The sequence below is a fragment of the Brevibacillus sp. SIMBA_040 genome, from assembly GCF_046535075.1.
Taxonomy (GTDB): domain Bacteria; phylum Bacillota; class Bacilli; order Brevibacillales; family Brevibacillaceae; genus Brevibacillus.
In genome coordinates this window covers 234,344-258,961 of sequence record NZ_JAWRXI010000007.1, presented here as the reverse complement: position 1 = coordinate 258,961, position 24,618 = coordinate 234,344, and the positions used below count along the sequence as shown (strand labels likewise).

Below are 24,618 nucleotides of genomic sequence, written 5' to 3'. Positions count from 1 at the left end.
ATAGAGACAAAAACCAGGCTATGCTACCCAGCTCCTTTTATTTTCTTCGCGGGCAACCCCGCGTCGTTACGGGCTATATACAAGGCAAATTTCATCGGCCTCGCGATGGCCTCAGCGTACGTCTGCATGCTCCCCATTTGCCGAAAGACTTCTCGCCCTGGCTTCGGATTTACCTCGATCAGCCACGCACGCCCGCTCACATCTACGCCAATATCAAGACCAAACTCCATCATCCTGCCAAACCTCTCCTCCAACGTGTGCGCGATTTGATGGGCCATCGTATGACACTCATTCAAAATCCGCATGGCGCCGTCCTCCCCAAAGCGCTTGGTCATGAACGCCTCGAAAGGTATTGCTTTGCCTCCCCCATGCAGATTCGAGGTAGAGCTGCCACTCGCCCCCATACGAACGCCACAGCCGGTCACATCCCATTCTCCATCCCCGTCTTTTTGAATCAGAAGCCGAACATCCGCTACCCGGTTAGGCATCAAAGCCAAATCCAGACCTTGCTGAACCAAAAAGTTGCCGTCACTGATTCGCTGCTTAATGACCCAGCGCTTTACCCAATTCTCTACGGCAGCTGCATTGTCCACCCGGACTTGGTGTTTGCCGTATTGCTTGTCGCGGCCCTGAAGCTGGTACTGCTTGCCCACAGCAGCGACTTTCAGAATGCTTCGGCCGCCTGTGCCGTTTCCAGGCTTGATGTACAGGAGCGGATGCCGACGCAGCATCGCTATCACTTTCCCTTTTGTGTACACATGTGTTTCTGGCACCCATCGGCTCACACGTTCATCCTCGGCCAGGAGCTGTGTGACTCTCCACTTTTTGCTGAACGGACTATTTGCAAAGTCGAATAGACCGCTGTGCCGCAGCTTCATATACTGTGGAACCCGTTTTCGGTAGCGATCGATGACTACATCCGGCCACGGGTACGACTTGCTCTCCCAGCCGCCACCCGTTTTGGGAGTGAAGCCTTTGATTCTGCGTTCTTTGGCATTCACATCCTGATGGGAGAATACATACACCTCCGCCCCGAGCTTCCAGCCTGCCTTTACCAGGCGTCGCAGATAATCCGGTTCGGAAAAACGCTGTCCCTCTCGCCATGTCAAAATGCCAATCACCCGCTTTTGACGCATTTCCCCACCCTCTCCTTATCATTGCTTCGCCTACAGTCTATGTGTTGGCGTAAACAGGAGAGACGATTCTTGTGGGAATCGGGCTTGGACAACTTTTTCAAAACAAAGTTTCCAGCATAAGCAGCTGTGCGTCTGGTGACAACTAGAGATGGGCTGCATGCATTTGTCGTACACTTACCTTACTTACTTTTTTCAAGTTATTGTGGTACAATATATCGCAAACATGCTTTATTTAGAGGTGACGCCGTCATGAATTATGAATTTGCTGGCGAACACATGTGTCCGAAGTACGAAGGTGCGATCAATGTTCTCGGCAAAAGATGGACTGGTTTGATTATTCATGTCTTATTGCGTGGAACTGTGCGCTTCAAAGACATTCGTGAAATGGTTCCGCATATGAGCGATAAGATGCTATCGGAGCGGTTGAAGGAGCTTGAGGAGCTGGGGATTTTGGAACGCAGGGTGTACCCTGAGACTCCCGTTCGCATCGAATACGAGCTAACAGAAAAAGGAAAAGATTTACGTCCGGTCATTGATTCCATACATGAATGGGGTCAAAAATGGATGTAGCTCTATCCCCGTCTAGTCCTATAAAGGATGACGGGGCTTTTTTTGTTTGGACAGACATAAGCTCTCCCCTCATGCTGTAGACTCTAGCATCCTGAAAAGGCTGGAGGGGTTCGATGAGAACGGCTGTCTACATGAGGGTGAGCACAGATGATCAGGCAAAAGAAGGCTTTTCCATACCTGCCCAACGAGAAAAGCTGCTCTCCTACATTCACTCCCAGGATTGGGAATTAACCGACATCTACGCAGATGAAGGCGTCAGTGCCAAAGACACCAATCGTCCAGAGCTGACACGTCTTTTAGCAGATGTACGCGCAGGGAAAATGGATGTTGTCCTCGTCTATCGGCTTGATCGACTCACGAGATCTGTCTTGGATCTTTATCAGCTTTTACAGGAGTTTGATCGCCATGGTGTCCGTTTTAAAAGCAGTACAGAGGTGTACGACACGACGACTGCTATCGGGCGTTTATTTATTACACTCGTTGCTGCTCTGGCCCAATGGGAACGTGAAAATTTGGGTGAGCGGGTGAAAATGGGAATGGGACAAATGGTGAGAGAACGCAAACGCCCTGGCGGACCACCACCCTATGGATACGATCTTATCGATGGACGCTTACTGATCAATGATGTGGAAGCAGTCGGAGTTCGTACAATGTTTGCTCAGTATGCACAGGGAGAATCCCCGCGTCGAATCGCCGATGCAGCCAACCACCAAGGCTGGCGTGGAAAAAATGGCGCTCCATGGAGCGCAAGTGCCGTATTACGCCTGTTAAAGAATCCCGTTTATTATGGAGCACTCCGCTGGAATTATGCCACCGCAGAGCAACGGCAAAATCCATCCGAGGATTGGCTAATCGAGGAAAAAACGCATCCGGCAATTATCGATGAAGCTTCCTTTTGCCGCGTTCAACAGCGCCTGAACAATCGCAGCACAAAACACCCGCGAACCCTTGGCTCATCCTTTCTCTTTTCCGGACTTCTGTACTGCTCGCGCTGCGGAACGGTCATGCGTGGCAAAACGACTCGTACAAAGCGCGCCAAAGGTGGGCACTACACGCATCACTACTATTGGTGCAAAAATAAAACAGCTGGTACATGTGATGCTCCCCCACTCCGGCAAGACTGGATCGAGCAAGAGATTGTGAGCGAGCTAAATCGTTTTCCGCTGGAGGCCCGGGCAGCTGCCTTGGAGACGATTGCGCTCCTGCAAAAACAAGAAAAGCTTGCTTATGAGGGCAAAAGAGAGCACATGCAGCAGCTAAAGCGGGCACGCTGGGAAGAGGCATACGCAGCAGGGCTGCTCACCTTGTCTTCTTTTAAAAAGAAGCTGCAGGGTTTGGAGCAAGCAGTCCCCCAAGATTTTTCACAAGCGCTCAGCTCTCCCCACCCGTCCACCTCCCCTGTCGATGACAAAGGACTCGCGCTGCTCACAAACTGGAATCATGTTTGGCTAGAAGCAACAGAGGACGAGCGAAAATTGCTCGTCAGCTGCTTGATCCAACGACTCGAGGCTGAGCTTGATCCGACAACTTCAAAACGTTCCATCCGTCTCACGCTTCTACATTTTCATTAGCTTGTATTTTGCCTCTATGAGGATCTGTGGTTCCCCATTAGGTTTGGAAAATTCCGTCACGGCCGGTATCATTAGTGCTAAAAACCGACGCTTGCAGGTAGCCAAGCGGCTGTATGAGGAAATTTTCCAAACAGATGCAGCAATCAATCCCGGTAACAGTGGTGGTCCGTTGATTAATTTGAATGGCGAAGTAATCGGATTGAATGCCTTCATCATTCAATCCAGCCAGTGTCTCGGCTTTGCGATTGGAATTGACGCCCTGAAGATTCAGCTTGATCAATACGTTTTCAAATGAGAAGCTGTGCAGGAATAGAAAAAACCCCGTCTATCGGGACGGGGCTTGCTTCTCAAATGCAATGAGGTAAACATTTTGACCTTCATGGTTGATCTGTTCTTCTGCCTGCTTCAACTGTTGCAGCTGTACGGCCGTCAGCTGCGCGATAGGCAGATCAACGAGTGAATTGGGTTCCATGCTCCATTCCTCCATCGGTATCAAACTCGTTATGTAGTCTGTCCAGGTCAGGAAGTATGTATTTACGCAGTCATGTCAAATGCTTTGGCAATAGCAGCGCACGAGCGTTTACAAAAGAGAATCGGGAGCTCGCGGTCTTTCGCCTGGCTTTTCACAGTCTTCGCCAGATTGTGGTTGACGAAATCGGTCAGGACGAGAATCATATGAATCCCCGAAGGAATTTTTACACCCGTTTGGGAGCTTTTGCGCCCTGTAACGTGGTGAATTTCACGAAAACCTTGGCCTTGCAACAGCTCAATAATATTTCCGAGGCGATCTCCGCCGATTACTAAAATGGATGACATACTTGCTACCTCCTTCAATTTGGGTATGCGTTTGATTTATGTTTTTGTTCTCAGTCATTTAATTGATAATGAATATCACTCTTATTGATAAATATTATCATTCCCAATTACCTTTGACAATACTCTCCACGATATCTTTTTTGTAAAAATAGAAAACTAGAGGAAATGGGCAAGGGGAACGAATCGCTGTTTTTCACATATATAGGGGAAATTGTACATAGTTGTTGCCCGGTGCATTTTTCCAAATGTATAATGATTAAATAGATCGTAATAAGGAGGTGGCGTAGGGTGCAAGAAATTACACAGCTGCACGCCATTTTTGATCGAACCAGAGGTTATATCAATCGTTTTATGGGGATCATCCAGCCGATTATTGACGCTGCCCAGGACGAGCATACGCGCCTGTACTACCACCATATTTTGGAGGAAGAAGAACAGCGTATGGGACGCCTGCAAGAGCTGATTCCATATTTAGAATCGCTCGCTGCTGAGAATAAGACGGACAAGCTGAGTGACCGCGAGCTGTCGCAAATGCTTTCCGATATTAATTTGGAGCGTTTTGGACTGCACAACTTCCGCGAGCATCTGGAGCTGTCTTTGTATGAGTTCCAGGATGACGCGACTCGCCAAGTCCTTGACGGCATGCGGGAAAAAACGCATGAGGACTATTTGCAGGTGAAAGAGATGATGGCTACACTGAGCAGCAGATTTTCTGACGTGTACCAAGCAGATCTGACCGATCACGATGAAGGGCACGACATTCATCAGGTGGATCATCTCAAAGCCTCTGCTTCTGCTCCGCACGGTGTTGCATCCGTGGTCAAGCACTCCCCCGCTCCTGCTCCTGGTAAAAAAGGACTGACGGTAGGCAGCTTGAAAGGAAAGTAAGGCAATCACGATCCTTTATGACTTGGAGGTTACGCTATGGACAAGCTTCGTAAATACCCTGACTCCCCATTGACCCATGATGAATGGAATCAATTGGACGCAACCGTTATTGACATGGCCCGCCACCAACTCGTTGGTCGCCGTTTTATCGATATATACGGACCACTGGGAGAAGGCATTCAAACCATTACGAACGACGTATATGATGAATCCCGCTTTGGCGGACTCTCCCTGCGCGGGGAATCGCTCGAAATGACGCAGCCAAGTCGCCGTGTCAGCATGACGATCCCGATTTTGTATAAAGATTTCATGCTCTACTGGCGTGATGTGGCACAAGCTCGTACACTTGGCATGCCGCTTGACATGAGTGCTGCTGCCAACGCTGCTGCTGGCGGTGCACTGATGGAAGACGACCTCATTTTCAACGGTGCTGCTGAATTCGATCTGCCTGGCCTGATGAATGTCAAAGGCCGCCTCACCCATCTGAAAAGTGACTGGATGGAATCCGGTAATGCGTTTGCTGACATCGTAGAAGCGCGCAACAAGCTTTTGAAAATGGGTCACAGCGGACCGTACGCCCTGGTTGTATCTCCAGAGCTGTATTCTCTCCTGCATCGCGTGCACAAAGGCACCAACGTACTGGAGATCGAGCATGTACGCAATCTGGTTACAGATGGTGTTTATCAATCTCCAACCATTAAAGGCCGCTCCGGTGTGCTCGTAGCAACCGGTCGCCATAATCTGGACCTCGCAATCGCTGAGGACTTCGATTCTGCCTTTCTCGGTGACGAGCAAATGAACAGCCTGTTCCGCGTGTATGAGTGCGTGGTTCTGCGTATCAAGCGTCCAAGCGCGATCTGCACGTTGGAAGAAACCGAAGAATAAAAACCCGCCACAAAATAAAAGGCGTATCCATCGACGAAAGTCTGGGATGGATGCGCCTTTTTCGTTTTGTCCTACCCTTTTCTCAATCGTGCTCGTACTCCATCAACCAGTAGGTACAGAATCGGAATCGACTCCGTCACAATCAAAAAAGCGACTTCCCCATGAGCTAACAAATGAGCGAGATCGGCCCCCGTTTTCACCATGTAAAGGGAGAGACCTACCATAATGGCTGTCATCGACAAAGAAAGCGGTCTGTGATCATGCAAGCCAAACGTATGCGTAAGTGCTATGACAGCCACGTATAGAAATAAACTGATTTTGATAAACAAACTGGTTAGCCAAATAGCAATCAGCACCGGATCCAGGTTTTCCAAGAAATAACCTGCCCGTATATAGCGGATAAGCTCTAACTCAGGATAAATCAAATTACTGGTTAACTCAGGTCCGAAGATCAATATTGTGGGTATCAAATTGGAGAGGATGATGATGATGGACGTAAAGCTAGCCCATCCCAATGATTTCATCGTTTTATGAGGATGGGAAAAGAAAGGGAGTAGAAAGAGGATGAATCCCATTTGTCCATAAAGAGCAGCGACAAAATAACTAGCATTACCTATGCCCTCTTTTTGAAAATGATTGAGAAAGGCAATTGCCATATCCTGATTCATCTCACCCATGACAAAAATAGGAATGAGCAGCATGCCGAAAAGAGTCACGAAAAAAATCCCTTGCGCACACCGAAAGATCGTCTGAATCCCGGAACGGACAGCATACGCAACACAAATACTAAAGATGGCGGTAACAGCCCAATCCGGAGTATCGGGCAAAAAAACCTCTACCATAAAATCTTGCATTTCCCGCAGGACGAAAGCCGCTGAATACAAAAAAGAAAAGATCATCGTAAGAACGAGCGGATAATGTAACCATTTCCCGATAATCTCTTTTCCATAATGACCAAAGAATCGTGTTGGACGCCTAATCGCTAAGCGATAGGAGCAATAAGTAAGGATCAAACCGCCAAATGAGCCTACAAGTAGAGAAACCCACACGCCAAATCCGGCTTCCTCCACTAGGCTACCTTGACGAAAGCCAAGGATGGTTGTAAAAAGATACTGGGAAAATAGCATATAAAGTTGGGTAGGCGTGATCTTTTCCTTTATGTTATTCATTTTTTTCAGCTCTCCACAGGATGAACTTTTCGATGGGATCAAACACCATTTCAATCACGTTCGCAAGCATAAATTGTTCCCTAAAGTAATATAAGGCTTCAAAACAAAGAAACATAGAGATAACAAAACCAAATACAATGCGGTACGTGCGTGGCTTTCGCTTTCTTTGGTACAGGTATCGCCACTCAAAAATGGAAATAAAAGCAAACAAAATTGCAATCGCGATCATTCTTTTCCCTCTGGATGTGACGTCTTTCGTATCCGCATAGGCTCCTTGACACTTCCGAGCTGTTTGATGGTAATATCGGCCTTTGCAATCACCTTTATTTTGTGACTGTACTGCTCTCTCCATGTCGAGGCAATAGCCTTCCACTGCTGCGGGTAATGCCAATCTATATAAGAGCCAAACTTAAACACATCCGCACCCATCCTCCTAGTCTTTTCAATCGCTTTGTTCATCCTCTCCTCGATTAAAGATTCAATTCCTTTTTCTAGCTTTTTTCGTTGATGAGGATCCTGCAAATCGACATTTGACTCAGATGAAATGAGGGAGGCATCAGCCCTCGCCTTAATCATGATTGTTATCTGTTCACCCGTAATCACAGGGAGAATTTGGGTATTCGCTTTGCTGACCATATAGTCTACATCTTTTCCGTCGGTGGTGGAACGGACCGAAATCTCGGAATTCTTAATTTGACCAAGAATCCATAAGGCTCCTCGCATCTCCTCTGTTGTCAGAGTCCGCTGCAGCTTTCCCTCTTTAAATAGGGCTGCACCATCTGTTCCTAGCCAAGTACGTTCTTTTTGCTTCTCGCTGGGTATGATTTTCTTGTCAAACTTCAGCATAGGTAGGATCATGTCTCCCCCGTGATAGGTAGCAATCAGGCAATCAGTCGTCGTCGTGCTAATTGTCACGTGCTCTCTCCCATAGGCAATGAGGATATCTGCAGGGAATCGCTCGAAAACAACAGGGGCAGTAGTTAATTCAAGCACCTTTCCTGCTGTTACAAAGATATTAGCATTGATATGAAACCTCGGTTCACGAGCGATAAACTCCAAAATCGGATTGATTCCTGCTTTAGCAAACTCATTGCCAATGACCACTACGCTGGTTTGTCCAAATGTGATGCTGCGGGACAAATCGGCCTGAATCGAGCGATAGGCTTCACCAATGTCTTTTCCTGTTTTGGTTATATAGGTATAGGGGTTGCCTGTTTGCTCACCAGTTGTGCCTGCTTGCCCTGGAATCAATCGATTCGGTAGCGGGAAAGCAAGAGTAAGCTCAACACCTGATTCTGTTTTATCTAGCAAAATCATTCTTACAAAGCTTCGGCTGTTTAGTTCTACGGATGACCAGCACCCCGACAAAACCAACGATGGAAGGATCGCATATATCGCTATGAAAAGCATCTTTGCTCCAGTAACCAGCTTCAATCTCCATTCTCCTCTTGTTCATGCTCCTGCTTCCGTACTAGATTCTTCTGCCTCATTTTGTTCCGATTAACCTGATACGGCCTTTTGTTCATGAACCACCATGGCACGCGGACGAGGGTATCCTTGAGATCACTGACAACAAACGGAGTGATTGGGGTCAAATAGGGAGTACCCAAGGATCGCAGGTTAATGAGATGGATGTATATCAGGATCAAGGCACATGCAATCCCAAATAAACCGAATAACCCTGCCAAAATCATGATGGGAAACCGGAGAAAGCGAAATGCCAAACCAAGATCAAAATGCGGAATGATAAAGGACGCGATCCCCGTAAACGAAACGATAATGACCATAGCCGCGGATACGATTCCTGCCTCTACTGCAGCAGTACCAATGATCAAGGCTCCAATGATGGATACTGCTTGACCAATCGATTTGGGGATTCTGACAGCAGCCTCTCTGAGAGCTTCAAAGGAAATTTCCATAATAAATGCCTCGATTAAGGCTGGGAAAGGAACTACCTCTCTTGATGCAGTTATCGTTACCAACAGCTTGGACGGTATCATTTCCGGGTGAAACGTCGTAATAGCGATATAAAAAGAGGGTAAAAGCAACGAGATAAAGACAAAGAGGTAACGAATCCACCGAATCCAGGTACCTGCAACAAACCGCTGGTAATAGTCCTCCGCTGACTGCAGCAGCATGAAAAGAGTAACTGGTACGAGAAGAACCATCGGCGTGCCATCGACGATTAAAGCCAGACGTCCTTCGAGCAGAGCAGCAGAGACGACATCTGGACGCTCCGTATATTGCACCTGGGGAAAGGGAGAAAAAGGGGAGCTGTCAAAATATTCTTCTAGATAGCTACTCCCCAGAACACCGTCTATTTCGATTTGAGACAAGATCTTTCGAACTTTTTCTAGCAATTCATTTTCACAAAGACCATCGATATACAAAATCATTACTTTTGTTTGTGTATATGTACCAATTTGCATTGTCTCTGTCTTGAAATCTGGTGTTTTCAATCGCTTTCGGATCAGAGACAGGTTGTCGTCTGCACTTTCGATAAAGGCTTCGCGAGGTCCTCGGACAGTTGCCTCATTGGAAGGCTCATCCACAGACCTGCCCTTTGTGCAAGTAAGGGGAAGCTCGATGGCACGCTGCTCATTATCTACAATAAGTAGGGCTCTGCTCTCTAAAATAGCATTTACCCCCTGATGGAGGGGAATCACACGATAATTCGAAACAGGCAACTGCTTTCGCTCAAAAAGACGCTCGCGAAAATCTGTGGAATCGCTCACATCCATAGATAAGATGGCAGTGAGCACATCTTCCTGAATAGCTTGCAGGTCAATCATTCCCGACAAGTAAATAAGCGCACACTTTTGATGAAGCCCAACCTCGAAGGTATGGAAGACAACATCCGAGCAATTGACGAGCTGTTCTTTCAGCCAACTCAGTTGGATCTCTATCTGGAGATTTTCATCGACATTTTTGACTTCCTTGCTCCCCAATTGTTTGCCCCTTTTTTTATCCATAGTCTTCTCTACCCTCGCTCATTGTCCACATCGGAACTTTTCTTTTGTGAATATCCTTACACGAACTACCTCCCTTTATTCTTTGCTGGAAAATGAGGAAAAAACGACAAAAGAGACAGCCAAAGAATGGCTGCCTCACGTGCTTACATCTTCGTATAAAATTACTGGTTTACTACCTGGCTTTGGTTGTACAGCTCAAAGGCCTTGCCAAGTCTGGAAATCGCTAATTGTGTGTCTTCTTTATTCAAGAGCGTATAGTTCAGGCGCATCGTATTCGCTTGTGCTTCAGCGGCGTAGAACGGTTTACCTGGGACAAATGCCACACCTTCCTTAACCGAAGCAGCAAGCAATTTTTCGGAATCCACATGCTCAGGCAAGGTTACCCAGAGGAACATACCTCCGCGTGGTTTTTCCCACTTCACGCCATTCCAGTTTTGAGCGAGCATCAGCTCATTCATCCATTCCATCCGTGCTTTGTAAGAGGCGCGGATTTTCTCGATATGGCTCTCGAGGTCAAAGTTTTCCAGTAATTTATGCAACGCAATTTGGTCAATCGTACTGGATTGCAAATCAACTGCCTGCTTCGCTTTTACCATCATCTGAATCACACGCTTATCGCCGATTGCCCATCCTGTACGCAGGCCTGGTGCTACGATCTTGGAGAAGGTGCTGGTGTAAACGACGCAAGAGTCCTCCGGATGCTCGTCGAGAGAGAAAATCGAACGATACGGCTCTTGCCCGTCAAACTGGATTTCGCCATACGGATCGTCTTCCAAAATCAAAATATTATTTTCTTTACATTGACGAAGCAATCCGAGACGGCGCTCCAAGCTCCAGACCTTTCCGGTAGGATTTGCAAAGGTCGGAATCACGTAAGCCATTTTTGGGCGATACTGCGCAATTTTACGTGCCAGATCATCCAAATCCATGCCCTCTTCATCACCATCCACCGGAATGGCGCGTATCCCTCGAAATTGGAACAGTTGGACCGCAGCCAGGTACGTAGGATTTTCTACCAGCACGACGTCGCCTTCGTCCAAATAGACACGACAGAGCAAGTCGACGGCCTGCTGGGAGCCGGTAGTCAGCAACATATTGTCCACGCCAACATTCATCTGTTTTTGCTTCATGCGAGATGCAACCCACTCGCGAAGTGGAAGATATCCATCTGTTAAGCCATATTGAAGAGCTTTTGCTCCGAGATCAAATGATCGGACAAAGGCTTCACGCATTTCTGCGATGGGAAAAGAGTCCTCCGCTGGTAAGCCTCCAGCCAGTGAGAGCACTTGATTGCCTTGGGTCAGCTTCAAGATTTCCCGGACCGCCGAAGAGGATAATGCTTCTACCGATTTTGAAAATTTGTACTCCATGTTCCGTTCCCCCTTGATTTTGCCTATATTTGTTTTATCACTGTCATTAAACAATGTCCAATCCTCGCTAGCTATGGGGAGATAGGTTTTGACTATGTCGAGCGATTGTTCGCTCGATTGGTGGTTTTATACCACGATTCCTGCTTCAAACAGGCGCAAAAAACCCCTTTCCGTAAAAAGGAAAGGGGTCTATGTATTCATCAAAGTATCTACGCGATACGGAAGACACGCGCTTTTTCTACCTGTGGCAAGAATGAGAGGTCCACATGCTTCAGCGCTTCTTCTACACCAATGTCCTCTGCCAAAAGCAATGCTTCCTCTTGGAACGTTGGTGTACAGCTGCCTTCATTCAATTCACAGAGGCGCTTTAGACGCTTCAGGCGATCTGTTGTTTTTTCAGCTCGCATACAATCGTTGGTCAGCTCACACACATTTACGTGACGCGCATCAGCAATCATGCTGATATCATTTACGTGAACAATGAGTCGCTGTCCTTCTTCCGTCACAAAACCGATCGAGCAAAAATGCGCACCTGACATTTCCATACGAGTGAGAACAGCATTGGCAAAGACCTCACCTGTGCGTAGCCGAACCTGGCCCGCTTCAATGGCTCCGCCTACCTTACGCTCGTTGGCGATCACCGTATACATATCCGTGTAACCGTTAATCTGATAGCGCATGTTACCCTCCTGCTTTGCATAAATGACAAGTAATTTGTTGAGACTAATTATCATTAACATCGTATAATGAAAATCATTATCTGTCAACGCTGAGAATGATTTTTATTGATAATTACCCCTACTTTTTTCGCTCACCACTATTCTTGCCCACTTTTCCGTTTTCATCGCAAAAAAAAGACCAGACCTGCTGCTTACCAGCATATGTGGTCTGATCCTTTGCAAACACCTATTTTTTGGGGGTAAACAAGCCCAATTTTTCAATACGCTTTACGGCCTCAGCCAGTCGCTGTTCATCCGATAGCAGCGCCGCACGAACGTAGCCTTCGCCCGTCGGCCCAAAGCCATCCCCCGGAGCTACAACGACATGCGCTTTTTCCAGTAACATATCGGAAAACTGGACGGAGGTAAAGCCGCTTGGGATTGGCAGCCATGCAAAAAACGAGCCTTGGGATGGCTGTGCTTGCCAGCCGATGCGATGCAGGTTGGAATAAAGCGCATTGCGCCTACCCTCGTATACAGCCACCAGGTCGCGGACACACTGCTGCGAACCAGTCATGGCTCGTGCAGCAGCCATTTGGACAGCTCCGAACAAACTCACAAAATAATGGTCTTGAATCAAATTGATCAAACGAACGAGCTCACGATTTCCAACCATCGCGCCTACGCGCCACCCAGCCATATTGTAAGTTTTGGACAGTGTATAAAACTCCACGCCCACTTCCTTTGCCCCTGGAACCTGCATGAAACTGACCGGTTTTTTACCGTCAAAGCTGATTGCTCCATAGGCAAAATCATGGCAAACAACAATTTCGTTTTTACGAGCAAAACGAACCGTATCTTCATAAAATTCGTACGGTGCATTCACCGCAGTCGGATTGTTCGGGTAGTTCAGAAACATCAGCTTGGCCCGCTCCAAATCCGCTTGGGATAGCTTGCTGTAATCTGGAAGAAATTGATTTTCCGCTGTGAGCGGCATCATGACCATCCGACCATCGACAACGGCTACACCTGACCAGTAATCAGGATAACCCGGGTCTGGCACCAGAGCTACGTCCCCTTTGTTCATCAGCACCTGGCAAATCTCTACAAGCCCGGTTTTGCTACCGAACAGAATCGCTACTTCTTCTTCCGGATCGAGATCGACGTCAAACTCTTGCTTGTACCAGTGTGCAACTGCCTGCTTCAGCTCCACTCGACCAGAAAATGGCGGATATTTGTGATGAAGCGGCTGAGCTGCCTGGGCCTGCAATTCCTCAATAATATGGGGCGGTGTCGGCAAGTCAGGATTGCCTTGTCCTAGGTTGATAACGTCATGACCAGCAGCAATGACCTTGTTTACCTTTGCTACCAAGGTAGCGAAAAACTGGGTCGGCAACCGATCAATCATGTCGGAGGGTTGGATGCGCATCGTTCTTCATTTCCTTTCTGTCGGGTACTGCATGATTCTACACTGCAAAAAAACCCCTCCTTCTTTACAGAAAAGGGGTAGATCAGCTTCGTCACGTCCTTATCTGTCAGGAAAGATCCTGCTGGAATTGGCACAGCATCTGTTTTCTTCAACCTGAATCGATATGAAAACAGATCCGCTGCCGGGCTTCATAGGGCCAGTCCCTCCGCCTCTCTTTATAAGTAAAGCACACGGAATATAATGTTTTAGCAATTTTATATTACTTGAGCGGGTGTTTTGTGTCAAGACACCTGGGGGCGCTGGGGAAAAGCACTTTATTGAGCTGTGGTGGTGGGGAGGAAAACGGAGAAAATGCTCCGGATTCTTGGGATACTTGCTGGGGGCGTTACTGCTCAGCTCCGTGAAAAAAGCGAAACCGCGTCCAAAGTCGTGGATTCGCTGAGGCATCTCAAAGGTGGACGCTTAAGGGCGTGTTTCGCTTTTTTCACTCCGCTTGGGATGTATCCCAAAGATCCTCGCATTTTCTCCGTTTTCCTCACGACAGCTGGCGTGTTTTCCCCTGTTTGGAAAAAACAAAAAAGACGCGCGTGGCGCCTTTTCATTATAAAAAAAGAAGAATTACATTTTTTCTGCGGTTTGTACTGGAATCTGGTGACTGCGTTTTTGGAAAGAGCTGTGGAAAGCAAAGAATACGACGGATAACAGTGCCAAACCAGCCATGATGTACAGCAGTCCCTGGGCCTGGAAGTTTTGAAAGATGAAGGCACCGAGGAGTGGGCCAAGCATACGTCCTGCGGAGCCTGTACCTGAGACAAGACCTTGGATGAAGCCTTCCTGCCCTTCTGGTGTGAACTTGGCAGCTACAGCTGGAACCGCTGGCCATACGAGCATTTCGCCCAGTGTCATAACGAACATCGCAGCAACAAATCCAGCGTATGACGTCGTTTGCGACAAGATGAGCATCGACAGAACAAATACATACGAGCCGAGCAGCATTTGAGCCTTGAGTGTTCGAGCATAACGACGAATGACCCACGCGATCAACGGCTGACCGAACAAAATCAAACCTCCGTTAATTGTCCACAAGAGGCTATATTGGCGTAGGGAAATACCTAGTGACTGCATATATGCGGACAGGACAGTCGTCCATTGGACATACACGATCCAGCTGATCAACAGTCCCCCACAGAGCATGACAAGCGCTCCCCAGGCAACCCTTTTCGCCGGCTGAGTGGGTGGAGTTTTCATTCCTGTCTTGTCAGCACCCTGTGTAAGCTGCTCTTCCTTGTTCTTCGCTTTCACAGCCATCGCTTTTACATGCTGCGGCAAAATAAAGGCAAACATGGCAAGTACGATAATTTGGGCGAAGGCATTTCCGAAGAAAGTCCAGGCAAACGACACGCTCGCCAGAATACCGCCCAAAGCAGCCCCGGCAGCTACCCCGGCATTGAGCGCCACATAAATCATGTTGATTCCTTTGCGGCCTCCCTCTGGCCACATGACAACAGCTAGTGCATTAATAACCGGAGACAATGTCCCGTAAAAAAGTCCATTTAATAAGAACAAAATCGTGTAGATCGTAAAATCATGGGTCAAGCCCAAGCAAACCGACATCAGAATGATTCCTGCGGAGGACAAAATGATCGTTCTCATTTTCCCCCAACGGTCAAACAGCATCCCGCCAACCAGGCTGCCAACCAGAAAAGCCCCTTGATTCAAAAGCAACAAAAAGCCGGCAACAGTAAGCGGCTTTCCTAAGAAATCGTGAATATAGATCGTTACAAGCGGCCATATACATGCCATTCCTGTAGAGAAAATGACGGCAGCAATCGCCAATAGCCGAATGCTGCTCGGATAGGATTCCCATTTCTCTTTCATGAGTTACTTCTCTCCTCGCATGAAGTCGCCGCTTTTTCCGCCTGTCTTTTTGAGGAGGCTTGTAGGTCCAATTACCATTCCTTTGTCCATTGCCTTACACATGTCATATACAGTTAGGGCTGCCACACTGACAGCAGTCAGCGCTTCCATCTCCACGCCTGTTTTCCCGGTGGTTTTTACAGATGCTTCGACTTCAAGCGTCGTTTCATCTGCAAACGAAAAACGGATATCAATACCAGTAAGTGGCAGTGGATGGCACATCGGGATGATTTCCCACGTCTTTTTCGCAGCCATCACACCGGCAACCTGTGCTACCGCCAGTACATCCCCTTTTTCCACACGTCCCTCGCGAATACGCGCGAGTGTTCCTGGCTTCATAATGATTTGGCTGTGGGCAATGGCTTCACGCTTCGTAATATCTTTCTCAGAGACATCCACCATTTTTGCCCGATTCTGTTCGTTAAAATGCGTCAATTGGTCACTCATGCTATTCCTTTATCCTCCATGGAAGCAAGTATCCATAAATACCATGCCCAAATGTAATTCGTCGGTCGCTCTGTCATCTACTTCTTACCTTACTCCCGCTGCTTTCGAAATGCAATGAGAACATAGAGGAGGATGTGCCTTATTTAATAGAGAAATCTCCATAAGTAAAAGGTTGCATAGGATTCCCAGTTCGTCCAGCCCACTGACAGTCGGATCATTTCCTCCTTTGTAGGCTTTTCCTTTGTCTCTAAAAGATGCCGGACCGCATTATGCAGCCCCACATCGTCGATGGGAAAAGCGGACGGAATTCGCAAGCAGCGCATTAATACATAATTGGCTGTCCACGGACCGATCCCGCGGATTTGAACGAGCTGCTTTTCTGCTGCCTTCCCTGAGCCAGCGGTGAGAAGCTGCTCCTTACTCAGTTTCCCTTCTACGATGAGCCTCGCTACATCAATGAGGTATTCACTTTTTTTGCCTGTCATTTTGAGTGCATGCAAGTCCTCTACGCGAAGCTCTGCGATCCGTTCAGGCTCTGGAAACAGCCAGTACACCTCTCCCTCACAGGTTACTTGCCGACCAAAGCTCTCTACCAGACGCCTTTTCAACGTATACGCAAAGGTCATATTGATTTGCTGACCGATAATCCCCCAGCTGATCGCCTCAAATAAATCAGGAATCCCGACATTGCGCAGACCATAAAACGATTCTACCGCGCGTCGGAGAAGATCATCGGTTTTTGCCAACTCATAAAAAGGCTGCAAATTCGTATCCAGATCAAACCAGTCATGTACATACCTGGCTACGGCTGCTCGCCCCTCTTTTGACGTTGGGGCTGTGTCTCCCAGAAACCGAATCCTCAAGGTGTTTTGGTCTGCCGCACCAATTTCCACAATCGACAGCTCTTGCAACGTGGGAATAGCTCGGTATATTCGCTCCTCCCTCAGATGAAACAGACATTCATTGGGGGCACCTGCCAAGTAGTTTAGATTTTGCGCAAAGGAAAACTCCTTTGGTACAATCAGCAGCAGCTCCTGCCCATGATCCTCCCAGGAGTCTTTCCACTCCAGATCTTCCTTGTATGAATGCATCGTTATCCTCCCATTCAGGTCCTGATACGTTCGCCAGCTCTCTTTGTTTTATCATAACAGGATCACAACCTATTTCGTTATCTTGCTGTTCCATTCCAAAATCCGTACATCATGCCCTTGGCAGCGCTATACTGTGCTTAAGTTGAACACAATGAATAACGGTAGCTGATTGAGGAGGAAATAGATATGCGTACAAAAAAAAGTCAAACGGTTTTTTGGACAAAGCTCGTTAACGGGGAATGGAGTCTGTTTCTGGCAGCGACCACAAAAGGACTTTGCTATGTCGGTTCGCTGAACAAGCCATTCGACGAGCTGCTGGCATGGACAAATAAGCACTTTCCCAATTGCACGCTCGTCGAAGATGCAACCGCACTAGAGCCTTATACGACGCAAATCACCGAGTATATAGAAGGAAGCCGGAAGCAATTTACTATTCCCTTTGATTATCAGGGCACATCCTTTCAGCTCGCTGTATGGGACGCGCTATGCCAAATTCCTTATGGAGAAACCAAGTCTTACTCGGATATCGCCCAGCAGATTCAAAAGCCAGCAGCGGTGCGGGCAGTAGGCACAGCAATTGGTGCCAATCCCGTATTAATCACCGTACCTTGTCACCGCGTCATCGGGAAAAATGGTGCTCTCACCGGTTATCGCGGCGGTTTGGCGATGAAGACCAAGCTGCTTGAGCTCGAAAGTGCAGGCCAGCACGCGAAAGGAAGGATGCAGAATGCCTAATCGTCTTGCCGAACGGATCGCCGCTCTCGATTGGGCCCACCTGCAACAAACGCTGGACGAACAAGGCTATGCCATACTACCATCCATACTAGAGCCTGATCAATGCAAAGACATCATCGCAACCTATTCCGATGATGCTCTTTTTCGCAGCACAATTGATATGGCGAGATACCGTTTCGGGATTGGACAGTACCGTTACTATCAGGCTCCCCTTCCGCCGCTGTTGCAGCAGCTTCGCGAGGGCTTTTATCCTGAGCTTGCCAAAGCCGCAAACCGCTGGCTTGGACAGCTTGGAAAGGATGCTATCTACCCCGCTACTCTTTCCGATTTTTTGGATCGCTGTCATCAGCATGGACAATCCCGCCCCACTCCTCTGCTTTTGAAATATGAGGCTGGCGGGTACAATTGCTTGCATCAGGATTTGTACGGTGAGGTTTATTTTCCTTTTCAAGTCGTGTTTGTCCTGAGTCAAAAAGAGATCGATTACACTGGTGGAGAGTTTTTACTGCTGGAGCAGCGCCCTCGGGCACAAAGCAGAGGGCATGTTATTACACTTGCGCAAGGTGCCGGGCTGATTTTCCCAACGAACCATCGACCTGTTGCCGGAGCACGCGGCTATTATCGGGCTACGCTGCGCCATGGCGTCAGTACGATTACTGCTGGAAACAGATACAGTCTCGGGATCATCTTTCATGATGCCAAGTAAGGAGAGTCTATGTGAAGACTGCTTTATTTTACAAGCATCCGAAAACATTGCTGAATAAAGGAAGCGGATTTCTTTCCGATTATACGCACTCCCTCAATCCGTATACGGGATGCTCATTTGCCTGCTCGTACTGCTATGTGCGGCAAATGCCTGTCTCGCTTTTTCGGGATCAGCCGTGGGGAACGTGGGTAGATATCAAGCAGGAAGCTGGAAACCTACTCCGCAAAGAGCTTCTACGGGCAAAGGCGAAAGGGAAGGTCACAATCTTTATGTCCTCTGCTACAGACCCGTATCAACCCGTCGAGCAAAAGGAGCAGGTTACTCGTTCTCTGCTAGAGGTAATGGCAGATGACCCACCCGATTTTCTGCTGGTTCAAACTCGCAGTCCACTGGTTCGCCGCGATATCGATCTGCTGTTGTCGATGCAGGACCGTGTACGCGTCAGCATGACTGTAGAAACTGATTTGGATGACATCCGCAAGCACTTTTCCCCGCAAGCACCGCCGATTCAGGCACGCCTGAAGACCTTGCAGCTCCTGGCAGAAGCTGGCGTCCCCACACAAGTTGCCATTGCCCCTGTTTTACCAAGCAGCGAAGCGTTCGCTCATCGCTTGCGGCCTTTAGTCAATCGTGTGTGTATAGACGATTTTTATATGGGAGATGGCAGCGGAGGAAAGCGAACGAGGAAATTGGGAATAGCATCGCTCTATGAGCAGTTGGGACAAGAAAAATGGTATAATCCCGACGCTTTCCAGCTTGTATATGAGCGTTTTGTTCGCGTATTTGGCAAAGAAGACGTGTATTTGAGTCAAAAAGGCTTTGCTCCCTAAGCTAGCGTGCAGGTTTGGCCTCTCTCGCTCATTGGCATATGTGCCCGATTATGATATCTTCAAGCCATAGAGAACTGTTATCTCAACGGGAAAAGAGGAGTTGCCTTGACCATTACTATTTTGCTGTTTGCTGGCCTAGCCGAACGAGCCAATGTTCGAGAAATACAATTGACCCTGCCAGAAAATACGAATGTACGTGATCTTCTGCAGTTAATCGGGGAACAGTATCCTGCCCTCTCTCCTCTGCTTGGAAGCTGCTTTGTTTCGGTTAATCATGAATACGCTGCACCAGATAGAGTCATCGGACCAGCTGATGAGGTCGCCCTGCTCCCTCCGGTCAGCGGCGGTGAAGAAGAACCTCGCTTTGCGATTACGACAGAGCCGCTTCAGGCAGACAAGCTTGTTCGCCTGGTCAGCAATCCTCATGCAGGAGCGATTCTGACCTTCGTCGGAACCGTTCGTGAATTTACCCATGGGCAGCGGACTGTCTATCTTTCCTACGAGGCATATGCCCCAATGGCCGTTGAAAAAATGAAGCAGATTGCCACAGAGATCGAGGAGCGCTGGCCCGGTGCCGAAGTGGCGATGCACCACCGTATCGGGGATTTGGCTGTCGAGGAGATCGCCGTGGTCGTAGCAGTCGCTACCGCTCATCGCAACGAATCCTTTGAGGCTGGACGCTATGCGATCGAGCGCCTGAAGCAGATCGTTCCGATATGGAAAAAAGAAATGTGGGAAGATGGAAGTGAATGGAAGGGTCATCAGCAAGGTCCCTGGAACCCCTTGGAGATGACAGAAGGAAAGGTGGAATAACACCGTGGATACCCGCTATTCGCGCCAGATCTTGTTTGCTCCGATCGGGCGAAGTGGACAGGAGAAGCTCGGGCAAAGCCGAGTCGCCATTGTCGGGATGGGAGCACTCGGGACCGTCTTGTCCAACCATATGGTCCGCGCTGGAGTCGGCTTTGTTCGCCTGATTGACCGTGATTTTGTAGAGCCAAGCAACCTGCAACGCCAAATGCTCTACGATGAGTCGGATGCAGCCGAGCATTTGCCAAAAGCGATTGCTGCCCACGCCAAGCTGAGTAAAATCAATTCGCAAGTCACCATCGAGCCGATTGTTGCTGATCTGACCGCATACAATGCAGAACAATATTTGACAGACGTCGATCTTGTGCTCGATGCTACCGATAATTTTCAAGTGCGTTACCTCGTTAACGATGTTTGCGTCAAGCACGGCATCCCATGGGTTTACGGCGGGGCTGTCAGTGCGACAGGGACTTTTACCGCGATTCGACCGGGAACGACCCCTTGCTTGCGCTGCCTTTTCCCCGAGGCTCCAAACCCGGGAGAAATGGCCACCTGTGATACAGCAGGTGTCATCGGTCCGATTATTCATATCGTTGCTTCCTATCAGGCAACAGAGGCTTTTAAAATGCTAGTGGGCGCAACTGATGCACTCAATCCAAACCTCGAGCATTTTGAGATTTGGAACAACCGCCATCAGCAGATCAAGGTCTCACATGGCCGACGGGCAGACTGCCCCGCCTGTGGACAGCGCGAATTTGCCTTTTTGCAGCCGGATACGCCAGAAGGACAAGCTGTATCTCTTTGTGGACGCGACACGGTACAAATCTCTCCCTCTGCTGCGGTCTCGCTCGATCTCGATGCGCTTGCTGAGCGTCTTGCCCCTCTTGGTCAAATCGAGCGAAACAAGTTTTTGCTGCGCTTTCGGGTCGAGTCGTATATGCTTGTCGTTTTCCCTGATGGACGTGTGCTCGTCCAAGGTACAGACGACAGCAGCCTGGCACGTACGCTGCACGCCAAATATATCGGAGCATAATCGCTCTTGTTTTCACTACACAAAAAAAGTCCCCTTTCCTCTACGAATGGGGACTTTTTGTATCCGCTACTGCAGCCGGCAGTCGAACCGTAAAAGTCGTGCCTTCTCCAAAGTGACTTTTCACTGTAATCGTACCTTGATGCATATCAATAATTTTTTGAACGATGGATAGCCCCAGCCCACTTCCGCCCTTACCCCGGTTGCGCGATTTATCTGCTTTGAAGAATCTCTCGAATATTCGCCCCTGATCCTGCTCGGTAATTCCGATCCCAGTATCTGATACGTTGACAACGAAATCATCGCCTGCTAGATTCAGCTGTACCGTGATCGTCCCGCCTGCTGGAGTAAATTTGATCGCGTTGCTTATCAGATTCACCCATACCTGACTGAGCATATCTTCATCAGCTGTTATTTCCGCCTTTTCCAGCTCCACATCCATCTCGATTTCTTGCTCCAACCATTGCGGCTCACAAGCCAAAATAATTCCCCGAATCTGCAGATCCAAGCGGTACGTCTTGCGTTCGAGCGGCTGTTGTACTGCTTCCAAAGAAGTCAGTCTCAGCAGATTGTCACTTAGCTTGGAGAGTCTTTTGCTCTCTGTTTCAATGATCTCTAAATAGTGCAAACGCTGCTGATGTGTAAGCTGCTCATTGTGCAAGGCGCGGGCAAATCCGCTAATCGACGTCAGTGGAGACTGAATTTCATGCGATACGTTCGAGATAAACTCCTGCTTCATCTGCTCCATCTGATTCAGCTGCTCTGCCATATGATTGAAACCATCGATCAGCTCACCCCACTGATGCTTCAGCTTAAAATCAAGATTCACCTTGAAATCACCCTTTGCAATCCGGTTGATCGCATTGCGAAAAGCATCGAAAAAATCGTATTGTCTCGGCTTTTTAAATCTGATGATCGCCGCCAGCAGGAAAAACAAGACGAAGCTGAGGAACGTGTTTATGATCCCCTTGAGGTATTCAGATAGATTTAGATTGGCATTACTATAGAAGAAATTCGTTAGCCAATACGCAAGTGACCAGCATATAGCTATGGCTAGCAGAAATGCGCAGAGTCCAAGCAACCTGAGAAAAAATATTTTCCACGAGTGATCCGGGTTTCTGCTCATTGGTCCAGCTCCAGTCGATAGCCCAATCCGCGAACCGTTCGAATCAAAAACCTGCATTCCTCCTGTGGGAACCTCTCGCGCAGCCGATTGATATGCACATCCACGGTCCGCTCATTCCCTTCAAAATCATAGCCCCAAATTTGCTCGATCAGCTGCTCGCGAGTAATCGTTTTGCCCGGATTGCTGCCTAGCTTAAACAGAAGCTCAAATTCTTTTAGCGGAATCGTTAGCGCCTTGGTTCCCTTTGTCATTTCGAACGTTTTCTTGTTCAGTTGCAGCTGCCCGATCTGCACGGTGTGGGAAGACTCGATCCGATAACGCTTTAGCAGTGCTTTTACCCGAACGACCAGCTCGGCGGGTTCGAACGGCTTGACGAGGTAGTCATCGGTTCCCAGCTCAAAGCCTTTAATTTTTTGCGAGGTTTCGCCTTTTGCTGTAAGCATGAGCAGCGGGATATCGGGATAGAATCGTCGCAGCTCCCGGCACAGCTCCCATCCGTCCATATTCGGCATCATGATATCCAGGATGACGAGGTCTGCAGGAGCGGTAGAAAATAAGGAAAGAGCTTCTTCCCCGTCTGCCGCCTCCATGACTTCAAAGCCCTCTCTCTCCAAAAAGACGCGAACCAGCTCACGAATATGCGGATCGTCGTCTACTACCATCAGTTTGGTCATGATTACACCCTCTCTTTTACACGTAATTGCTGCGTCGCAAATTCTTTGTACATATCGTGGCTGTCGAATAGCTCATCATGTGTTCCCTTGCCAGTAATTCGGCCTTTTTCCATGAACAGAATCTGGTCCGCATCAACGACTGTCGACAAGCGATGGGCAATCACAAGTGTCGTGCGTCCCTTCATTAAATTCTGAAGCGCCTGCTGAACGATGATTTCCGATTTGCTGTCCAAACTGGAGGTTGCCTCATCCAGCATCAGAATTTGTGGATCGCGAAGCAGCGCCCTGGCAATGCCAATTCGTTGTCTCTGTCCTCCTGAGAGCTTGACGCCTCTCTCTCCTACCTCGGTGTCATAGCCATTCGGGAATTCAGAAATAAACCCGTCCGCATAAGCCATTTCTGCTGCCTTTCGCAGCTCCTCCTCACTTACTTCACGAAAGACACCATAACAAATATTTTCACGGATCGTTCCGGCAATCAATGGGCTTTCCTGTGACACATAACCGATTTTGCTTCTCCATGATGCAAGTGTAAAGTCAGCAATTGATTCATCCCCAAGCTTGATGTGCCCTTGCTGTGGCAAATAGTAGCGTTCGATCAAGGAAAAGAGGGTCGTCTTTCCGCTTCCGCTAGGTCCTACAATGGCATTTACTTTTCCTGCCTGGATGGTAAAGCTGACATCATTCAGGATCGTTTCTCCATTTTCATAGGCAAAGCTCACATTCTCTACCCTGATCGGCAAGCTGGCGTTTTCCAGTATTTTTCCTGAAGTATGGTCTTCCTCGTCAGCTTCCAATGTCGTTATCATTCGCTCTGTAGCACCCATCGCCTTTTGCAGCTGTGTAAAGAAATGCGTGAACTGTCCGAGCGGCATCATGATTTGTACGAGATACAAGATGAAAGCAACCAGCTCACCTGCTGTCAAAGCACCTGACGATACACGCATGCCCCCATATCCCATCACCACGACAAGTAGTACCATGATAACCAGCGACATGAGTGGACCAATCATCGCCTGTACTCTGCCTTCGCGGATGCCAAACTGAAACAGCTTGTCAATCCCTCGCTTACCGCTGGCATATTCGTGCGGCTCTGCATTTGATGATTTTACGAGGCGAATCTCAGACAGCACTTGCGTCATAATCGTTGTAAAGCTTGCCGTTTCGTCTTGCAGCCCTTTGGAAATCTTGTACATTTGGCGACCCAACGGCAGTAAAATCACCAGGGCGAGCGGTACTGCAATCAGCATAGTCATGGTCATTTGCCAATCAAGGTAAAGCAACGTAGCGATTGAACCGATAATAGAGATGGTTCCGGTAAAAAAGTTGGAAAGATGGTCGGTGATCAAGCCTTTGACTACACCTGTATCGTTGGTCATTCGGCTGATCGTTTCCCCCGTTCGGTTATTATCATAATACGGGACAGGCAGGACAAGCAGCTTTTTCCAGAGGCGATCCCGGAGTGCGGCGACGATTTTTTGTCCCACATGATTTAACATGTAAATAGAGAGGCCGCTAACAACGGCTTGCGCGACAAATGCCCCGATCAAAAGAACAATTTGTCCCTTGCTTATCGAGGACAATGTGAAGCCATCGATCAGATCCTTGGTGAAAAGCGGAATTACCAGGCTCACAAGAGTGGTTGCAATGCTCAGGAAGAGCGCGGTCCCGAGCATCAGCTTGGATGGCTTCGTTTCCTTTATTAAATGAAAGAACGGTCTCAGCTTTCCTGACGTATGTTTTTGTTTTGTCGTCATCTTTTTGTATCTCCTATCCGTATTTACTTC

The 24,618-nt window shown here is 48.3% G+C and carries 25 protein-coding genes and 1 riboswitch; of the genes, 10 read left to right on the top strand and 15 right to left on the bottom strand.

What is annotated here, in order from left to right; genetic code table 11:
• Positions 1–23 precede the first annotated feature (23 nt).
• Positions 24–1,136, bottom strand: coding sequence for a YheC/YheD family endospore coat-associated protein (locus SB752_RS14230; RefSeq protein ID WP_410716282.1), 1,113 nt, complete (start codon positions 1,134–1,136; stop codon positions 24–26).
• 249 nt (positions 1,137–1,385) lie between these two features.
• On the opposite strand from SB752_RS14230, the gene SB752_RS14225 reads away from it, so the two are divergent.
• From SB752_RS14225 to SB752_RS14215, 3 genes are all read left to right on the top strand, one after another.
• Positions 1,386–1,706: a winged helix-turn-helix transcriptional regulator gene (locus SB752_RS14225; RefSeq protein WP_410716281.1), complete on the top strand. Its 321-nt coding sequence runs from the start codon at positions 1,386–1,388 to the stop codon at positions 1,704–1,706.
• 113 nt (positions 1,707–1,819) lie between these two features.
• A complete protein-coding gene (locus tag SB752_RS14220) occupies positions 1,820–3,277 on the top strand; it encodes a recombinase family protein (protein WP_410716280.1) in 1,458 nt (485 codons plus the stop codon).
• A gap of 16 nt (positions 3,278–3,293) precedes the next feature.
• Entirely contained in the window at positions 3,294–3,572 is a 279-nt protein-coding gene (locus SB752_RS14215; RefSeq protein ID WP_410716344.1) for a S1C family serine protease, read from the top strand.
• A gap of 30 nt (positions 3,573–3,602) precedes the next feature.
• Here the strand turns inward: SB752_RS14215 and SB752_RS14210 are convergent, their stop codons facing one another.
• Both SB752_RS14210 and SB752_RS14205 read right to left on the bottom strand, forming a co-directional pair.
• Positions 3,603–3,749: a hypothetical protein gene (locus SB752_RS14210; RefSeq protein WP_410716279.1), complete on the bottom strand. Its 147-nt coding sequence runs from the start codon at positions 3,747–3,749 to the stop codon at positions 3,603–3,605.
• A gap of 62 nt (positions 3,750–3,811) precedes the next feature.
• A complete protein-coding gene (locus tag SB752_RS14205) occupies positions 3,812–4,093 on the bottom strand; it encodes a DUF2325 domain-containing protein (RefSeq protein WP_049742501.1) in 282 nt (93 codons plus the stop codon).
• Positions 4,094–4,381: 288 nt separating this feature from the next.
• Between SB752_RS14205 and SB752_RS14200 the strand changes: the two genes are divergently transcribed.
• On the top strand, positions 4,382–4,981 hold the full coding sequence (locus tag SB752_RS14200; RefSeq protein WP_410716278.1) for an IMEF encapsulin system ferritin-like cargo protein: 600 nt from the start codon (positions 4,382–4,384) through the stop codon (positions 4,979–4,981).
• Between the two features lie 36 nt (positions 4,982–5,017).
• Positions 5,018–5,866: a family 1 encapsulin nanocompartment shell protein gene (locus SB752_RS14195; protein WP_410716277.1), complete on the top strand. Its 849-nt coding sequence runs from the start codon at positions 5,018–5,020 to the stop codon at positions 5,864–5,866.
• 71 nt (positions 5,867–5,937) lie between these two features.
• On the opposite strand, the gene SB752_RS14190 is transcribed toward SB752_RS14195, so the two are convergent.
• From SB752_RS14190 to SB752_RS14150, 9 genes are all read right to left on the bottom strand, one after another.
• The gene (locus SB752_RS14190; RefSeq protein ID WP_410716276.1) at positions 5,938–7,035 is read right to left on the bottom strand and encodes a GerAB/ArcD/ProY family transporter; all 1,098 of its coding nucleotides are present in this window, start codon (positions 7,033–7,035) and stop codon (positions 5,938–5,940) included.
• A gap of 225 nt (positions 7,036–7,260) precedes the next feature.
• Positions 7,261–8,469, bottom strand: coding sequence for a Ger(x)C family spore germination protein (locus SB752_RS14185; protein WP_410716275.1), 1,209 nt, complete (start codon positions 8,467–8,469; stop codon positions 7,261–7,263).
• On the bottom strand, positions 8,466–10,007 hold the full coding sequence (locus SB752_RS14180; protein ID WP_410716274.1) for a spore germination protein: 1,542 nt from the start codon (positions 10,005–10,007) through the stop codon (positions 8,466–8,468). Before SB752_RS14180 ends, SB752_RS14185 begins: the two co-directional genes overlap by 4 nt.
• A 161-nt stretch (positions 10,008–10,168) precedes the next feature.
• Entirely contained in the window at positions 10,169–11,377 is a 1,209-nt protein-coding gene (locus tag SB752_RS14175) for an aminotransferase-like domain-containing protein (RefSeq protein ID WP_410716273.1), read from the bottom strand.
• 209 nt (positions 11,378–11,586) lie between these two features.
• A complete protein-coding gene (locus SB752_RS14170) occupies positions 11,587–12,057 on the bottom strand; it encodes a hypothetical protein (RefSeq protein ID WP_289139741.1) in 471 nt (156 codons plus the stop codon).
• A gap of 226 nt (positions 12,058–12,283) precedes the next feature.
• On the bottom strand, positions 12,284–13,465 hold the full coding sequence (locus SB752_RS14165) for a pyridoxal phosphate-dependent aminotransferase (protein ID WP_410716272.1): 1,182 nt from the start codon (positions 13,463–13,465) through the stop codon (positions 12,284–12,286).
• Positions 13,466–13,561: 96 nt separating this feature from the next.
• Positions 13,562–13,689: riboswitch (SAM riboswitch) on the bottom strand.
• 394 nt (positions 13,690–14,083) lie between these two features.
• Positions 14,084–15,343: an MFS transporter gene (locus SB752_RS14160; RefSeq protein ID WP_410716271.1), complete on the bottom strand. Its 1,260-nt coding sequence runs from the start codon at positions 15,341–15,343 to the stop codon at positions 14,084–14,086.
• Positions 15,344–15,346: 3 nt separating this feature from the next.
• Positions 15,347–15,829, bottom strand: a complete 483-nt coding sequence (gene moaC / locus SB752_RS14155; protein WP_410716270.1) for a cyclic pyranopterin monophosphate synthase MoaC — start codon at positions 15,827–15,829, stop codon at positions 15,347–15,349.
• A 143-nt stretch (positions 15,830–15,972) separates the two neighbouring features.
• Positions 15,973–16,920: a DNA-3-methyladenine glycosylase family protein gene (locus SB752_RS14150; RefSeq protein WP_410716269.1), complete on the bottom strand. Its 948-nt coding sequence runs from the start codon at positions 16,918–16,920 to the stop codon at positions 15,973–15,975.
• Positions 16,921–17,106: 186 nt separating this feature from the next.
• Between SB752_RS14150 and SB752_RS14145 the strand changes: the two genes are divergently transcribed.
• The 5 genes from SB752_RS14145 (at position 17,107) to SB752_RS14125 (ending at position 21,034) form a co-directional block, all read left to right on the top strand.
• Positions 17,107–17,655 carry a methylated-DNA--[protein]-cysteine S-methyltransferase gene (locus tag SB752_RS14145; RefSeq protein ID WP_410716268.1) on the top strand — a complete coding sequence of 183 codons (549 nt, stop codon included), beginning with the start codon at positions 17,107–17,109 and terminating at the stop codon, positions 17,653–17,655.
• Positions 17,648–18,361, top strand: a complete 714-nt coding sequence (locus SB752_RS14140) for a 2OG-Fe(II) oxygenase (protein WP_410716267.1) — start codon at positions 17,648–17,650, stop codon at positions 18,359–18,361. Before SB752_RS14145 ends, SB752_RS14140 begins: the two co-directional genes overlap by 8 nt.
• An 11-nt stretch (positions 18,362–18,372) precedes the next feature.
• Positions 18,373–19,191 (top strand): SPL family radical SAM protein, encoded by an 819-nt coding sequence (locus tag SB752_RS14135; protein WP_410716266.1) that lies wholly within the window; start codon positions 18,373–18,375, stop codon positions 19,189–19,191.
• A 105-nt stretch (positions 19,192–19,296) separates the two neighbouring features.
• Entirely contained in the window at positions 19,297–20,004 is a 708-nt protein-coding gene (locus SB752_RS14130; protein ID WP_410716265.1) for a molybdenum cofactor biosynthesis protein, read from the top strand.
• 4 nt (positions 20,005–20,008) lie between these two features.
• Positions 20,009–21,034: a ThiF family adenylyltransferase gene (locus tag SB752_RS14125; RefSeq protein WP_410716264.1), complete on the top strand. Its 1,026-nt coding sequence runs from the start codon at positions 20,009–20,011 to the stop codon at positions 21,032–21,034.
• Between the two features lie 40 nt (positions 21,035–21,074).
• Here SB752_RS14125 and SB752_RS14120 read toward each other — a convergent pair whose 3' ends face one another.
• From SB752_RS14120 to SB752_RS14110, 3 genes are read right to left on the bottom strand one after another with little or no spacing between them, the layout of a single operon-like run.
• Positions 21,075–22,157 carry a HAMP domain-containing sensor histidine kinase gene (locus tag SB752_RS14120; RefSeq protein WP_410716263.1) on the bottom strand — a complete coding sequence of 361 codons (1,083 nt, stop codon included), beginning with the start codon at positions 22,155–22,157 and terminating at the stop codon, positions 21,075–21,077.
• Positions 22,154–22,831, bottom strand: a complete 678-nt coding sequence (locus SB752_RS14115) for a response regulator transcription factor (protein ID WP_410716262.1) — start codon at positions 22,829–22,831, stop codon at positions 22,154–22,156. The genes SB752_RS14120 and SB752_RS14115 overlap by 4 nt, the downstream gene beginning before the upstream one ends.
• 2 nt (positions 22,832–22,833) lie before the next feature.
• Positions 22,834–24,588: an ABC transporter ATP-binding protein gene (locus SB752_RS14110; protein WP_410716261.1), complete on the bottom strand. Its 1,755-nt coding sequence runs from the start codon at positions 24,586–24,588 to the stop codon at positions 22,834–22,836.
• Positions 24,589–24,618 lie beyond the last annotated feature (30 nt).